Raw genomic sequence first — 14506 nt, 5'->3', positions numbered from 1 at the left:
AGGAGCCTCAAACAATGGCACAATACACAAGACAACAAATTGAGGCTGGTTTAGAGAAAGCTAGGGCTGCGAATGATGCAGAAGGTATCAAGGATTTAGAGGCTGCTTTAGCCTCTCTTCCACAGTACAGCCTTTCCCAACTAGAGTCAGCCAGAGAACGAGCAGTAGCAGCAGGAGACCAAGAGGCAATAGCTGATCTTGATTCTTCAATATCTCGCATTCAACAATCAATGCCACAACAACAGGAAGAAGGAAACTACTTCACGAGTGGTGAGCCAATCAAAGCGGCTGCACTGGCGGCAACTAAGTCAGCGTCTAACTTCCTTCACAACTGGTCTAAACCCGTTTCTGATGTAATTGAGGGTGTTTCAGAGGCTATGGATGTACCAGTACCTTACTTGCATGTTGACTACGCAAAAGACTACAACCCGAAAACAGACTATTGGTTTGAAAAGTACGATCCTCGGATTGGTTTTGATGAACCTACTCAGTCTCTTGGTGTTGGCATTGACAAAGAGTTAAGCGCAGCACAAGGAAACCTTGAAGAAGGTTTATGGACGGATGCGCCAGAGCTTATTGCTGGTGTTGGCACTGAGTTAGCTCTAACCAGAGGCGTAGGCCTTGGTGATAGACTTTCAAGAGGTTCTAGGGTTATTCAAGAGGCTTTCAGGGCTGGTGTTGGTGCTGCATCACAAGAGGCTCATGAGAGCGGTGTGATTAGCTCTGAATATGCGGGTGATGCTGCTTTAGGTGCGACTATCGCGGGTGGTACTCAGAAACTCATTGACGAGGGTGTTGAGGCACTAACTAACCGAGCAATCAAGAAGGCTGATGCTGATAAAGCGGTAGCTCATAGGGCTGCTACAGAAGCTCACTACTCGAAAGAGGTTGTTGAGGCTCAGAAGGTTTTAGATGAAGTCGAAACAAAGGCAAAAGAAGCTAAGACACCGGAAGAAAAGGCAAAACTAGAGAAACTCTACTTCAAGACTTCTGGCGCAGGTGTATCACCAAAGCTACGAGTTGATGAGGATGGTGTGATAGTTCCTCAACGCGACACCATGACACCTCGCAAGGCACTGTCTGTTGTCAGGGTTAATGAGCTTCACAAGCGGTTAGTTCAAAGTGGCTCAACAGTGGACTCACAGGAGTTCTCAAGGCTTCTTGGAACTGATACGGCAATGCGTGAGCTTGGTTTCATCCCTGATAAGGGTGAGACGGCTACAAACTTCATCAGGTCACTTGGTTACGACAAAACCGTTGATGGTATGAAAGGTGCTGCAAGGCTTACTGACGTAGGTATTGAGCAGGGTTTGAAGGCATCAAACGCAATGCTACGTGAATTTATTGCAGGTGCTGATGATCCAGTTGTAGATATTGCACGGTCTCGATTCAATGCGCTCTCAGAAGAAATCCTGAACGGTACTGATGAATCAGCCAAGCGTGTGATTGATGAGCTTGAGAATAAAATCATCCCATCATTGCGAGAATCTAGCAATTTCAGACTAGCTATTGAGATGGAAGACACACTAGGTATTTTCAATAAATTCCTAGATGCAAAAACTGTCTCTGCGAGTGGTAAAGGTGCTGGATTATCGTCACAACAGGCGGTAGAGGAAGGTTATACGAAAGGGACGGCTGCTTTTACTAACAAGAATATGGCTCTGATCGAACCTTTGGCTACAGCGTTTCAGTGGACTGCTACTAAAGCCATCGACATGTTAGGCGGAAAGGTAGTGGCCTCTCATATCAAACGCAAGCAACTGTCTGAGGCTGAACGCTTTGCTGAATCTATGAAGCAAACACACACGCCAAGAGTCAGACCGGAAGGTGAGCAGATCGAATATGCTGGATATGCGTCTACAGCTAACCCTCAAAGGGAGAGGCTAATCAAACCTGAATCAGATTCAAGGTACACGCACGAAATGAGCGGTACTTCTGAGAGTGCTATCAGGTTATCTCCTGATGAAATCCCAGCGGATAAAGGTGAGCGTGATGCCTTCTTTGATGCTCTACGCAACAAGGGACACGACCTATTTGTGGTTGGCGATGAGGTTTTCTTACCAAGGACACCGGAAGGTTTGGCGAAGAATCTATATCAGACAGGTTATGACAAGGAAACTGGCGACATTCTCATGACTACGGACAACGTAGGCCATTATGACGAACTAGGAAACAAACTAGGAAAGACCACCAAGGACAAACCTAGCCCTGTCAGCCACAGCAACTTGAAGGTTCGAAACCCTTACACAGTTCAAGCAAATCCTGACGGTTCGCTTCCAGAGTATGACCGTAAAGCAGCGATTGAGGCTGGTCATGACGCGATTATTATCGACCGTGGAGCATATGACCAGAAAGACCCTACCAAACGTAGGCGTCAAATCAGACTAATCATTGATCCAAGTGACCCGTCTTCTGACGTGGTGATTGACTCTAAGATAACTGAGGCTTTACGCAATCATCCGATAGGCGCAGCAATAGCATCAATGCTCACACAGTAAAACCAAGGAAACAGCCCCGTCAAGGGGCTTTCCTTTATCTATAAGGACATAAACAATGACAAAACATTCAGATATGGTGAAAGGCTTCATGGGAGTGCTTTCAGAGCGTTTCGGGCATAACGAAGCATTCACCAATTTCAAATTTGCGGACACTTGCCTAGGCATGTTGGGACGCAACCACATTGATGACGATGAGCGTGATTTTCTGTGCTCATTGGCAGGTAAGGACACAGCAACACGCATCATCGAGGCTTACACATGAACAAATCCGTTGCAGAGTATCTGCTACAGGATTCAGGCAACGATGAATTCTACACACCACACGAAATCGTTGAGTCTGCACGTACTGTTTTAGGCAGCATTGAGTTAGATCCGTCATCTTGTGAAGAGGCTAACCGAACAGTGCTGGCACATAGAATATTCACCAAGGATGATGACGGACTATCTCAGAAATGGGTAGCTGACACCGTTTGGATGAACCACCCTTTTAGCCGCATTAACAACAAGCTATGGACTCAGAAGTTGGTTGATGAGTACCAATCAGGAAACGTCAATGAAGCGGTCATGATTTGCTTTGCAAGTACCTCTGAGAGTTGGTTTCAGAAGCTATACGAGTTTCCTATTTGCTTCCTGAACAAACGAACCAATTTCAGCGGCAAGAAGAGTCCTACGAAAGGCTGTGCTGTGATTTACCTAGGAGGCAATACTCAGGCCTTTGTTGATGAGTTCAGCAAGCATGGCAGCGTTATGCAGAGGCTCAGAGAGGCTTCATGAGTACATACACAGCACCGATACTCATTGACGGCCTAGAATCGCCTTACAGGTACATTAACGGGCATGTATTGCACAATACAGAGAATGTATGGAAGGCGATCAGGACAAAGGACGAAACAGGACGTAGATTTTTCAGGCATGGCAGCAAGAAGCGCAAGATCTACATCGACACACACGACCGAATCTATGACTTGATGCAATCAAAAGACTTATCCTCTGTGAGTGGTTGTCGCGTCTCGTATGAATACGGGACACCATCAATCATGAAATAAGCTGGCTCATCCTCTTCAATGATGGTGTATGTCTCCATATCAATCATCAAACCCTCGTTAGTGTAGAAAATACCCTCTTCACGATTCACGTAACCGTCATGGCGACCATAAAGTGGGTTATGAGTATCCAAGCACCAGTAACTATGCTCATGGATGTTAGGTAGCTCCACAGGCTCACTGACAGTAACTGGCTCAGCGGTGGCTAGATACTCCTTTTCCCTTTCCATTGATGTGTAGAGGTCATATTCATAGGTTGTCGCATCCTTGGCCTCTTGTGCGTACTCATTCGCCAGTGCTCCACAGAGCGCACCAATGTGTGATCGCGTGTTAGTGCCTAGCTTCATCAACTCTTCGCTAGTGATTGACGCTGAGGAAATAATATCTTCATTGGAACGGTTGAACATGGTGATATTGATTAGGTCATTCTCAGAACTCCATGCAATGTTAAGCGCAAAGGACAGCGCATCATCGAAACAACCTAAATCAATCAGTTTGCTTAGGATCGCTTTAAACATACGAGAGTGAAGTTTTTGAAACTGAGAGGCAGATAGAATAGTCATAAATTAATCCAAAATTTCTTAGGGGTATAATAATAAATACGTTCTAAAAGTTAAAATCCTCACACCATTTGATAAAAAACTTAAATTATTTTTTCAACTCATTGTTTTTCATGGATTTGATTGTTTTTTGATGAATTTCAAATTTATTTTCACAAAGTGTGAGGATTTTCGTTTTCCAAACGTATTTATTATTAGAAGAGTTAAGAAAATTAACTAAGAAAAGATCAATTAGATACTAATAATAAGGAATATTCCTATGAAATATATTACTGACCTGTCAATCACAGATGCACACAAAACAATCATCTCACTGATGATGTATCACCCTGATATTCCTCGAAACAAGACTGATTACGCAGCGGTACTAGGTAAATCTACCATCTCAATTCAGTTGTACTTCCGTGCATTGTTGGATCTTGGCTACCTACTACCAACTGGGCGCTACGGCAACAAAGACAAGGTGGCACTAGCTCCAAAGGCCTATGAGGTTTAAACGCTCTGTAAGCGATTCTGAGAGGCGTTAGATAAAACAATACAACGATTCATCTGATGCCTTTAAAACGCACTACAACCCGCCACACGACTCAAACGAGGTGCTTATGAGAGTAACCATACCGACACAGCTACAGGAACCGCTTATTTGGCTATCTGACAGCGAAGATAAGACCGTAACACGCAAGATTTGCGAGTTGATTGACGAAGCATTTACCAAGGCTACTACGGCGAAGGAAAGCGATGAACGAAATACAACTACCAGCAACCACGGATAATCGCTACCTACGCTTCCTTCCACTTGAAATACTGTACAACCTGAACCTTTCACCTAACGCACGTTTACTCTGGATCGCTATTTGGACTGAGTTCAAATTCTACCTCAATAGCAAGGAAATAAACCCCTACCGCCTGATCACATGCTACTGGAAGAGTAACGACGAACTAGGCGCATTGGTGGGTGTGTCTGAGCGTCAGGTTCGAAGGTTGATGGTTGAACTCAAGGACGCTGGTTACTTGGAGACTCTGCGGAACTACAACAACGCAAGCTACATCATCCCATTCCATCCAGCGGACAAGGCCTACAACGAAACCATAGCGAAGGTCATAGCTGTCAAAGCTAACCGTATCGAGGCTAAAGATAAGCACTTCATGAGGCTTTCTGATAGCTGCTACAAGAACACCATCGACGAGGTTGAAGTCAATCCCTTACCTGTATCGGTTGAACGCAACTACGACGATTTTAGAGCGTGGTGTGAGGGTGAGTTTGGCACAAGCAACGTGTTGATTAACCACGAATCAAGGTTCGTCTATTTCGAAGATGACCTTTTTCAATATCTAGAAGCAAATGACTTCGAAAACATCGGAGCATACGGACTAACCCCTGTAGACCTAACAACATGGGAGTCAATTACCACATAAGGAAATAACATGAAAAATCCTGATAAATACACCGACATGCAAAAGCAGCTTGTCTGCTACGTTGCTGATGCACTAACAACAACAGAGGCCAATGAGCGCATTGCGTCTCTACAGGAGGCACTTGATCGAGTTCGCCAAGAAATCAACGTACTGCAAGCGGAGGGCTTCTAATGTCTATTGATAACGGATATCACATTTCAGACATCAACCCAAAATTACCAGCAGACGACGATCCACGCGCCGAAGGTGCTCAGCAAATCTGTGCGTTAAAGCGAGCGATTCAACGAACGTTTAAATGGACTAAAGGTGAAGATAACAAGCGACCAGATCTGCCAGTTGGCTACATTTCCATGTACTACGGCAAGGAAGAGAACCTAACCAAAGGTTGGGCTATCTGTGATGGTCGAACTGTAAATGGTGTTCTTACGCCTGACCTTCGCGGCAAGTTCATCATGGGTGTTAATGACGAATTCGCTAACGCCAAAACTGGCGGCGTACACAAGGTATCATTGAAGAGTACCGCTGATTTCAAACTTGAAATTGCACACATTCCTTCTCACAACCACGTAGTTCATAACGGTTCGTTGGGTTATGATCAAACAGGTTGGGTTAGTGGTGATAATCGTCAATGTGGCCCTGACATTAAACACTGGTCTAATCTATACCCAACTACACATCACACTGGTGGAGGCCAAGCACACAAACATGACATTGCAGACTTTGACAATCGTCCTGAGTTCATGGCACTTAGTTACATCATGTTCGTAGGTATGTACGAAGACTAACAACAACTGATAATAGATGCAGCCGCAAAGGTTCACGGCTCAGACTACTTAACCGAAAGAGGTAGTTATGAGTATTAAAAACATTGAAGCACTAGCAACACGTTTTTCTAAGCAACACCGCATTGAAACAACCCTTCACTACAACGCACACATCATCGAAATTAAGAGTGGCTATCCCGCCCTCTACGCTGATCTAAATACCAAAGTTTCCCGCTACAAGTGGCGGGTATTGACTACACGCGAGTTGATTAAGTGGTTCGCCATGAATCAGCTAGAAAACAACCTCTTCGATGAAGAGTATTTCAAAGCCAACTACCCAGAAAATCTGAACATGTACGAACTACTTTCAGTTCAAGCATCAGATCCGAACGTTGGTCTATTGCCTCAGCAACTCCTAGAGCGTCACGGTGTGTATATTGGCCTTGATGAGCCTTGGGCTGATGAAGGTGTTGTTTACTACCAGCAAAATGATTTTGCTATTGGTTTTTGTAGTGTGCTGAAAGAATCGCTTCCTGATGAGTACGCAAGCCGCACTTTCAAGGCCATTCCAGACAACTACGCAGAGCACACTGAGTACGGCTATGTGATGGGTGGTGACAAGGCCGAGCGATACCGCAAACTAAACGTCTTGATGGAATATGAGCGTCTTGGTGCGCTTAAACGCATACGAGCAGAGAACCCCAAGGCTGACATGAAGGTTGAGTACGAGAAACTTATCAAAATACCTGCATGGGTATCATCAACAGGCAAGTCAACTTCTGACAAACTCCTTGAAGCACAGCAATCAATCCAAGCCATTATCGGAGGCATCTAACATGAACTATTCTGTTTTTCTACAAGCACTTATCGGCATCAGTAGCATCAAAAACAACGCAGAGCGACATGAGGCAATGAAGCTATTTTCTGATCACCCTTGGGAAGACCAGCACGAAAGGGACATTGCTGATTTAATCGCAAGGGCTAGACGTGGTGGCTAACTACGGAAGCAAAGCTGAGGGGAAATTTGCCGCTGAAACATGCGGCTTCCTACCTATCCACGGAAAGCACTTTAGACACCCCAAGACACGTCAGTTTCTACGGTTTCTTGACAGGAATGGTCATGAGTTTCGAGCACAGGGCGATTTCTGGCATAAACCAACGAAGACCATCGTTGAATACAAATGTGATGAGTTGAATTTTATTCCGTCACTCGTTGACTCAGACGCAGCACTAAGCGATTTTAGAGGTGGCAAGTACCGACGTATCAAAGAGTGTTGCTGGTCGAATTCAGCCATTAAGCACAAGATCATTCAAGATGACCTTAGCGCACTTGGCATCAAATACATCGTTGTTTTCGATGAAAGCTACACACCAGAAGCTGAATACGCTAAGAGGCTTGATCGACTTCAATTGCACTGGACAGAACAACGCAATATTGAATTTTTCATAGGTGGCGTTTCTGGTGGTTCTGGTTGGGATTTCTGAAACCGCCGAATCACGGTTTGACTTCTGAGAAACGCAAAAATGCGCTTTGGGCTTTCGCACATAATTGAGCGAAACCTTTATGACAATGTTGGCAAAAAGTCTTTCCCCTTCTTGGGGACGCAAAATACATCCCTAACCACTAATCATGAATGGAAATTTTTTTATGAAGAAAGAACGCATAGAGTTAACGCTTGAAGAAAAGCGAAAAATCGCAAAGGGTATGCAGGAAGCGATAGCCCTGACAAACGAGAAAACAAGGCGTAGCAGAACACACGAAGAAAAACTTCGGATCACGCAAGGTGTGAAGGACATTGCCGCTTCAACAGAGCCGCCGCCTCTGATTAGGATGAGTGGAGAGTAAAGGCGCGGAAGGAGTTGTTTGATGGAAGGGTAATCAGAAATGATTGCCTTTTCAAAAGCTGAGAACGAGCAAGCAACGCTTGCGATGTTTCGAAGCATGAGTGTTTATTTTTATTATATTTTATTAGGCGGACATTTTTGTCCGGTATCACGGACATTTTTGTCCAAAACGCAGTGACTGCGTGGGATGAGTTGAGCGTACCACGTTGAATTGCATAGGGGAAGTTTCATTTTTAAATTTTTCGGAGGTGGTCACGGCACCTGTAAATGGACTGTAAAAATGGTTGGAACATTGTTATCAATCTGTAGAAATCAACCATTCCCTTATCCAGAAATCCTAAGTGCTTGATTAGTAAGGCTTTATAAATACTTTAGGTAATCAGCTATTGACAACACATCATCAATAGTATCCATCCACCGTGAATCCCTCTCACCGATAGTAGATCGCACACACGCAACTACTACACCTCAGACACAAAGGCAAGCAATACCTACCAACTATCCAATCCCCTAAGGGCATACCTCAATGGAATATTCCCATTGGTCAATCCTTAATCAGTATTCCCTTGATATTCCGTAGCTATTCCCTATTGACACAACCCTTAGGGAACATTATTCTATTCCCACTGAAACAAAGACCCTTAGGGAATAACAATGGCTATCAACAGAATCTACCTCCGCGCATCTACAGATGAACAGGACTCTAACCGTGAGCGTGACAATATGCTCAGCTTCACCACTGACAAGTTCGATGGTGCAATCATCACCTACACAGAGAACTACTCAGGGACAAAGCTACAGCGTCCTGAACTGGCAAAGCTACTGGATGAACTACAGGAAGGCGACCGCATCATCATCGAGAAGGTAGACCGCATCACCCGTATGACTATGGACGATTGGGACAAACTCAAGCGTGTAGTCAAAGAGAAAGGCGCATACATCGTATCAGTTGATCAGCCTATGACTCACCAACAGGCAGATAACCCACTGATGGAGGTGCTGACGAACTTCATCTTAGACATCGGTGCGGCAATGTCGCGTGAGTGGTGGGAGACCATGAAGAAGCGTCAACGTCAGGGTATCGAGCGAGAACAGAAGGCAGATGCTGAAAGACCGGATACTGAGAAGAAATACAAAGGAAAACAACCAGATGTGAAGCTACGCAGTGCTATCAAGGGCATGTTGCTTGATGGAGCTAAACAGGTAGAAATCACCGCTGCATTGAAGTGTAGCCCTAAGGTGATTGTAGCTATGCGTAAAGAACTGAAAGAAGCTGGAAAGCTGTAAGAGAGGATTGGTGGGGAAGCCCTGAGAAAGTATCCCCACCGAACGATACCCAGAGGAAATACTATGAACATCGTCACGGTGAATGCTACCAAAACCCTGATCATTTGGCGAGGCCTTGAGATATATGGCTACAACCTAGGTGACTGCCTACGCAAGGTTACATCCATAGCTAAAATCAAGTGGGCTACTAAGTGACTGAGCTACAATGGATTTTGCTAGTAGCTAATCTGGCATTCTTCGCCTACCTACCCTTCCATCAGGGTTAGATCTAAGCCTCCATATCGGGGGCTTTTCCTTTTTAGGAATACCCACCCTGAGACACACCTCATAATACCCTCTAGAAGCTCCTGTAAGCCATTCTCAGAGGACTTCTCTTACCAGTAGTACGATGGTAGCTTGATTGATTATAACCCTTTAGAATGACTTGCAAGTAATCGCTACATCTAAAATTTAACATTTAGAACTTTTACTAGATTTAATTTATTTTTCAAGGGCTTAGGGGGTGAGGGGTGCCATCTCCTCGAAAGGAATACATCGAAAGGAATACATCGAAAGGAATACATCGAAAGGAATACATCGAAAGGAATACATCGAAAGGAATACATCGAAAGGAATACCACCACCGCACCAAAACCATCACAGCCCTAGGAACAAAGACCTTAATCACAGTGATTCCTAATATCTCGTTCTTGTCCTCACTCTCTCCGCGCCTAACCCTCGCACTCGTCCCTCAGTCAGTAAACTACGTTTCCTTCCCTCACTCGTCGCACTCGTCGGCTTGGATCAGTTTACTGTTTTTCCTTTCTGTAAGGCTTTCTAAGGGGTTTTTGTTTCTAAGAGCCTAACGGCTTGGGTTATCAACTCAAATCCACGCAGAATCGTTCCTAGCGCGTTTAAATGGCATTCCAAAGAATGATCCTTTGTTAGTTTTAGCGAGGCGACGAACAACCAAGGAAACGAGCCTTAGCGAGTTGAACGGTTGTGAGGGTTAGCCGCTGCAACGCAAAGCCATACGATCAACCACCGTAATCACAGTATCGAGACAACGAGGCCTAGAAAGCTGATAGAATCTTATCTGCAGAAATCATCGTGATCACATTAGGGGTGGTCTCTGAAAGTTCTTTCTTAACCCAAGTCGTCACCCTGTTCGGCATTGCTTTTCTCATGACCATCGGCGTTTACGGCTTGGTTGCTGTTATCGTAAAAATTGATGATGCAGGTTTGTACCTCAGCCAAAAACGTGCAGCCATTGCACAATCCGTGGGTCGTGGCTTACTTGTTTTTGCACCCTACCTGATGAAGACCTTGTCCATTGTCGGCACGGTAGCCATGTTCTTGGTGGGAGGCGGTATTTTGTCACACGGTGTGCATGTGTTGTCTGAATGGATTGGTGAGGCGGCAAGAGAAACCGCGCTCATTCCCGCACTTGGCGATATCATTTCAGCGGTAGTCCCCACACTACTTAACGGCATCATCGGATTGATTGCAGGTGTTATTGTGGTGGTTGTGGTGTCTCTACTGAGCAAACTCAAACCCAACGCTCAGTAATGCATTCTGGCCATGATTTAATTGGTCATTTGCGTACTTCTACGCATTGCTGTTTTCCCTATCCACGCTTAATTTAATAAGAGTGCGCACACGAATGGTGTGCTCACTTTCATTTAAAGGGTGCGTTAAGGAGAACTCACATGACAGCAAAGCATGTCCTCATCACAGGTGGCGCAAGCGGCATCGGATTTGGTATGGCCCAAGGGTTTGCAAGCAACGGTTACTGCGTCACGCTTTCAGACATCAATAAAGAAGCCCTTGAACGTGCTGTCGCCTCCCTAAGAGAGACTCACAACGCCGAGGTTTATGGCCTTGAGCTCGATGTTACTGACTCAGAGCAGATTGCGTCAGCGCCGTCTCGCGTCGTGAAGCCTGTCGATGTACTCATCAACAACGCAGGCATCCAATTCGTCTCCGCACTCGAGCAATTCCCTGAAGAGACATGGCGATTAATCATCGATATTTTGCTCACTGGTCCCGCCATGCTCACCAAGGCCTTCTTACCCGAAATGTACGCGCAAGGTTTTGGACGCATCATCAATGTTGGCTCGATTCACAGCCTTGTGGCCTCTCCGTATAAATCCGCCTATGTTTCTGCAAAGCACGGTATTCTCGGCTTTTCAAAAACCATTGCACTCGAGAGCGCAGAGCATGATGTCACCATCAATACACTGTGCCCTTCATATGTCAAAACGCCGCTGGTTGAAAATCAAATTGCCGCACAAGCAAAAAACCACAACATCAGTGAAGAAGAAGTCATCCACGACATCATGCTCAAACCCATGCCCAAAAAAGCCTTTATTGCATTGAGTGAGCTTGCTGATACCGCCTTATTCCTCTGTTCACCAAGTGCCAAAAACATTACCGCGCAAGCCATTACTATTGATGGTGGCTGGACCGCACACTAACACGAAACGCGTGTATAAGAGATTCGATACATACCTACTTAGAAACGGCCTTTGCGCCGTTTTTTATGCTTTCAACTGGCCAATATTTGTGCAGTTGTTCACTAGAATATACCGAATAAAGTGCGCTAGCCCACATTGCCAACAATCCTTTACCTGTTTATCTCAAAATCAGTAAGTTAAGAGCGCTACACTGAAAATATTGAACATAGCGAAAGGAGAGCGCCATGACACAGACTTCTTTAACCAGTGACAGGCTCTATCGCACTTCACAACTGAACAAACTCGACGTTTCATCTACCAAGCATCTTGAGCCCCTCGACGAAATTGTGGGTCAGGATCGTGCACGTCAAGCCGTCGAGTTTGCGATGTCGATAAAAGAAAAAGGCTACAACATTTACGCTGTCGGCCAGAACGGGTTGGGTAAGCGCACCATGATGATGCGATACCTCAAACGCCACTGGGAATACAGCCACCCTATTTTTGACTGGTGTTACGTCGCGAACTTCCAAGACTCTCGTTGCCCTACTGTTTTGCAGGTGCCTGCTGGCCGTGGCATCACGCTGAAAAAAGACATCGAAAAATTAATGGGTAAGTTAGGTAAAGCCCTCCCCCTTGCGTTTGATAACGAGATGTACTTTACCCGCGCAGATGTATTGAAAGGCCAGCTAACGGAACAACAAGAAGGCGCGCTACAAACCCTCACGAACGATGCAAAAGCACAGAGTGTCAGTTTGTCGATCACCACCGCGGGGGATTATCAATTCATCGCGCTGAACGGCGAAGAACCTCATACAGAGGAAACGTTCGATGCGCTGTCTGATGATGAGCAAGCCCATTTTGACAAGGTGATCCGCGAGCTAGAAATACAGCTTCGTGGCCTCGTTCGTAAGCTAACCGAATGGGAAGAGCAATACGCAGAACAGCAACAAAAACTGGATGAAGAAATTGCGATTGAAGTGGTTGCTCGTCTCATCAAGCCGCTGATCGACACGTATCAAGATTTGTCGCAGGTGAAGAAATACCTGAAAGGCATGCAGGCTGATATTCTCGAGAACCTCGATATCTTCCTCGAAGAAAGCGAAGACCAAGCGGCACTCGCGTATGCCGCACTCGATAAAAAGTTACCGCGTCGCTACCAAGTGAACGTGCTCGTCGCGCAAGAAGAAGATGTGCCGCCTGTTATTGTTGAAGACAGCCCAACCTACCACAACATCTTTGGCTACGTGGAAAACGCCACGTACAAAGGCACAGTATTCACCGATTTCTCGCTGATCCGTGCAGGTAGCATTCACCGTGCGAATGGCGGTGTGTTGCTGATCGACGCTGTCAAAGTCCTTGAGCGCCCTTATGTGTGGGATGGCCTAAAGCGCGCCCTGAGTTCGCGCAAAGTCAGCTTGAGTTCATTGGAAAGAGAGGTGACCTTGAGCGGCACGATCTCGCTCGAACCTGAACCGATTCCACTTGATGTAAAAATCGTTCTGTTTGGTGACTACAAAACCTATCAACTGCTTCAACACTATGATGCAGAGTTCAGTGAGCTGTTCCGCGTCACTGCTGACTTTGAAGACGACATGCCGCGTAATGACGACAGCGAAATGAAATATGCAAAATTCATTTCAAGCATCTGTCATGACAACAGCTTGCTGCACTGTGATCAAGGTGCGATTGGTCGAATCATTGAGCACAGCTCTCGCCAATCCGGTGACCAAGACAAACTTTCACTGCACTCAGCAGACATTGCGAATCTGCTGCGTGAATCGAACTATCAAGCCCGTGTGAGTAACGCCAATATCATTCGAGCTTCACACGTTGAGAAAGCCCTCGCAAGCCGTGACATGCGTGTGAGTCGCTTGCGCGATCATGTGATGGAAGGCTTTACCAACGGCACGACACTGCTACAGACAAAAGGCACGTCGGTCGGGCAAATCAACGCCCTCTCGGTACTTGCTACACAAGATTACGCGTTCGGTGCCCCAAACCGTATTACGGCAACCACCTCTTTCGGTGACGGCGGCGTACTTGATATCGAGCGAAGCGTAAAACTGGGCGGCAACATTCACTCGAAAGGTGTGATGATCTTAACCGCGTACCTGTCATCACTGCTGGGTAAGAAAGCCAAGATCCCACTCACGACCACGCTCACCTTCGAGCAATCTTACGGTGGTGTGGACGGCGACAGTGCGTCAATGGCCGAGTTCTGTACCGTGATTTCTGCGATCTCTGGTATTCCGCTTCGCCAAGATTTGGCGATCACAGGATCGATGAACCAATTCGGTGAAACACAGCCAATTGGCGGCGTGAACGAGAAGATTGAAGGCTTCTTTGATGCTTGTACCATCAAAGGCCCTAAATCGACACAGGGCGTTATCATCCCCGCCTCTAATGTGCACAACTTGATGCTACGCAAAGACGTTATTCATGCCGTTGAGAAAGGCCAATTCCACATCTATGCCATCAGCCACGTCAGTGAAGCACTCGAACTGTTCACAGGCATGCCTGCAGGCAAGTTGGATGCAAAAGGTAAATTCAAATCGGGCACCGTATTGCACAAAGCCTATGAATGCATTGCCGCACTGCGTGACGACAAATGATTGTTCGCCAGATACAGGCGCAGTGAGCGCTTAAATCAACGCTCGC

16 protein-coding genes are annotated in these 14506 nt (G+C 45.9%); 15 read left to right on the top strand and 1 reads right to left on the bottom strand.

Annotated features, from left to right (window positions below):
* Positions 1–14 precede the first annotated feature (14 nt).
* Genes EQP46_RS09320 through EQP46_RS09310 form a run of 3 tightly spaced genes read left to right on the top strand, consistent with a single transcriptional unit; the run spans position 15 to position 3272 of the window.
* The gene (locus tag EQP46_RS09320; RefSeq protein ID WP_129493374.1) at positions 15–2498 is read left to right on the top strand and encodes a hypothetical protein; all 2484 of its coding nucleotides are present in this window, start codon (positions 15–17) and stop codon (positions 2496–2498) included.
* Between the two features lie 55 nt (positions 2499–2553).
* A complete protein-coding gene (locus tag EQP46_RS09315; RefSeq protein ID WP_129493373.1) occupies positions 2554–2760 on the top strand; it encodes a hypothetical protein in 207 nt (68 codons plus the stop codon).
* Positions 2757–3272 carry a DNA N-6-adenine-methyltransferase gene (locus tag EQP46_RS09310; RefSeq protein WP_129493372.1) on the top strand — a complete coding sequence of 172 codons (516 nt, stop codon included), beginning with the start codon at positions 2757–2759 and terminating at the stop codon, positions 3270–3272. Before EQP46_RS09315 ends, EQP46_RS09310 begins: the two co-directional genes overlap by 4 nt.
* A gap of 184 nt (positions 3273–3456) precedes the next feature.
* On the opposite strand, the gene EQP46_RS09305 is transcribed toward EQP46_RS09310, so the two are convergent.
* Positions 3457–4104 (bottom strand): hypothetical protein, encoded by a 648-nt coding sequence (locus EQP46_RS09305; RefSeq protein WP_129493371.1) that lies wholly within the window; start codon positions 4102–4104, stop codon positions 3457–3459.
* A 256-nt stretch (positions 4105–4360) separates the two neighbouring features.
* Here EQP46_RS09305 and EQP46_RS09300 point away from each other — a divergent pair, with 256 nt between their 5' ends.
* From EQP46_RS09300 to EQP46_RS09255, 12 genes are all read left to right on the top strand, one after another.
* The gene (locus EQP46_RS09300; protein ID WP_129493370.1) at positions 4361–4597 is read left to right on the top strand and encodes a hypothetical protein; all 237 of its coding nucleotides are present in this window, start codon (positions 4361–4363) and stop codon (positions 4595–4597) included.
* A 242-nt stretch (positions 4598–4839) separates the two neighbouring features.
* A complete protein-coding gene (locus tag EQP46_RS09295; protein WP_129493369.1) occupies positions 4840–5517 on the top strand; it encodes a helix-turn-helix domain-containing protein in 678 nt (225 codons plus the stop codon).
* A 9-nt stretch (positions 5518–5526) separates the two neighbouring features.
* Positions 5527–5688, top strand: a complete 162-nt coding sequence (locus EQP46_RS24090) for a hypothetical protein (RefSeq protein ID WP_161972848.1) — start codon at positions 5527–5529, stop codon at positions 5686–5688.
* Positions 5688–6302 carry a hypothetical protein gene (locus tag EQP46_RS09290; protein ID WP_129493368.1) on the top strand — a complete coding sequence of 205 codons (615 nt, stop codon included), beginning with the start codon at positions 5688–5690 and terminating at the stop codon, positions 6300–6302. Before EQP46_RS24090 ends, EQP46_RS09290 begins: the two co-directional genes overlap by 1 nt.
* A 67-nt stretch (positions 6303–6369) precedes the next feature.
* Positions 6370–7116 carry a hypothetical protein gene (locus tag EQP46_RS09285; RefSeq protein ID WP_129493367.1) on the top strand — a complete coding sequence of 249 codons (747 nt, stop codon included), beginning with the start codon at positions 6370–6372 and terminating at the stop codon, positions 7114–7116.
* A gap of 1 nt (position 7117) precedes the next feature.
* Positions 7118–7279: a hypothetical protein gene (locus EQP46_RS24085; protein ID WP_161972847.1), complete on the top strand. Its 162-nt coding sequence runs from the start codon at positions 7118–7120 to the stop codon at positions 7277–7279.
* Positions 7272–7766 carry a hypothetical protein gene (locus EQP46_RS09280; protein WP_129493366.1) on the top strand — a complete coding sequence of 165 codons (495 nt, stop codon included), beginning with the start codon at positions 7272–7274 and terminating at the stop codon, positions 7764–7766. The genes EQP46_RS24085 and EQP46_RS09280 overlap by 8 nt, the downstream gene beginning before the upstream one ends.
* A 163-nt stretch (positions 7767–7929) precedes the next feature.
* Positions 7930–8127: a hypothetical protein gene (locus EQP46_RS09275; RefSeq protein WP_129493365.1), complete on the top strand. Its 198-nt coding sequence runs from the start codon at positions 7930–7932 to the stop codon at positions 8125–8127.
* Positions 8128–8780: 653 nt separating this feature from the next.
* Positions 8781–9413 (top strand): recombinase family protein, encoded by a 633-nt coding sequence (locus tag EQP46_RS09270; RefSeq protein WP_129493364.1) that lies wholly within the window; start codon positions 8781–8783, stop codon positions 9411–9413.
* Between the two features lie 1068 nt (positions 9414–10481).
* On the top strand, positions 10482–10961 hold the full coding sequence (locus tag EQP46_RS09265; protein ID WP_276320899.1) for a DUF808 family protein: 480 nt from the start codon (positions 10482–10484) through the stop codon (positions 10959–10961).
* A gap of 140 nt (positions 10962–11101) precedes the next feature.
* The gene (locus EQP46_RS09260) at positions 11102–11869 is read left to right on the top strand and encodes a 3-hydroxybutyrate dehydrogenase (protein WP_129493363.1); all 768 of its coding nucleotides are present in this window, start codon (positions 11102–11104) and stop codon (positions 11867–11869) included.
* Between the two features lie 224 nt (positions 11870–12093).
* The gene (locus EQP46_RS09255; protein ID WP_129493362.1) at positions 12094–14460 is read left to right on the top strand and encodes a Lon protease family protein; all 2367 of its coding nucleotides are present in this window, start codon (positions 12094–12096) and stop codon (positions 14458–14460) included.
* Positions 14461–14506: the final 46 nt, after the last annotated feature.

Source organism: Enterovibrio baiacu, from assembly GCF_004120195.1.
Classification (GTDB): Bacteria; Pseudomonadota; Gammaproteobacteria; order Enterobacterales; family Vibrionaceae; genus Enterovibrio; species Enterovibrio baiacui.
Note: the sequence above shows the minus strand (reverse complement) of the source record. Positions and strands in the feature narration are given on the sequence as shown.

What these genes read in the sequence shown, in the direction of transcription:
- EQP46_RS24090 (WP_161972848.1), top strand. Translation starts at nt 5,527, where the DNA reads ATGAAAAATCCTGATAAATACACCGACATGCAAAAGCAGCTTGTCTGC.
- EQP46_RS09255 (WP_129493362.1), top strand. Translation starts at nt 12,094, where the DNA reads ATGACACAGACTTCTTTAACCAGTGACAGGCTCTATCGCACTTCACAA.
- EQP46_RS09285 (WP_129493367.1), top strand. Translation starts at nt 6,370, where the DNA reads ATGAGTATTAAAAACATTGAAGCACTAGCAACACGTTTTTCTAAGCAA.
- EQP46_RS09260 (WP_129493363.1), top strand. Translation starts at nt 11,102, where the DNA reads ATGACAGCAAAGCATGTCCTCATCACAGGTGGCGCAAGCGGCATCGGA.
- EQP46_RS09320 (WP_129493374.1), top strand. Translation starts at nt 15, where the DNA reads ATGGCACAATACACAAGACAACAAATTGAGGCTGGTTTAGAGAAAGCT.
- EQP46_RS09290 (WP_129493368.1), top strand. Translation starts at nt 5,688, where the DNA reads ATGTCTATTGATAACGGATATCACATTTCAGACATCAACCCAAAATTA.
- EQP46_RS09310 (WP_129493372.1), top strand. Translation starts at nt 2,757, where the DNA reads ATGAACAAATCCGTTGCAGAGTATCTGCTACAGGATTCAGGCAACGAT.
- EQP46_RS09275 (WP_129493365.1), top strand. Translation starts at nt 7,930, where the DNA reads ATGAAGAAAGAACGCATAGAGTTAACGCTTGAAGAAAAGCGAAAAATC.
- EQP46_RS09270 (WP_129493364.1), top strand. Translation starts at nt 8,781, where the DNA reads ATGGCTATCAACAGAATCTACCTCCGCGCATCTACAGATGAACAGGAC.
- EQP46_RS09315 (WP_129493373.1), top strand. Translation starts at nt 2,554, where the DNA reads ATGACAAAACATTCAGATATGGTGAAAGGCTTCATGGGAGTGCTTTCA.
- EQP46_RS09300 (WP_129493370.1), top strand. Translation starts at nt 4,361, where the DNA reads ATGAAATATATTACTGACCTGTCAATCACAGATGCACACAAAACAATC.
- EQP46_RS09305 (WP_129493371.1), bottom strand. Translation starts at nt 4,104, where the DNA reads ATGACTATTCTATCTGCCTCTCAGTTTCAAAAACTTCACTCTCGTATG.
- EQP46_RS24085 (WP_161972847.1), top strand. Translation starts at nt 7,118, where the DNA reads ATGAACTATTCTGTTTTTCTACAAGCACTTATCGGCATCAGTAGCATC.
- EQP46_RS09295 (WP_129493369.1), top strand. Translation starts at nt 4,840, where the DNA reads ATGAACGAAATACAACTACCAGCAACCACGGATAATCGCTACCTACGC.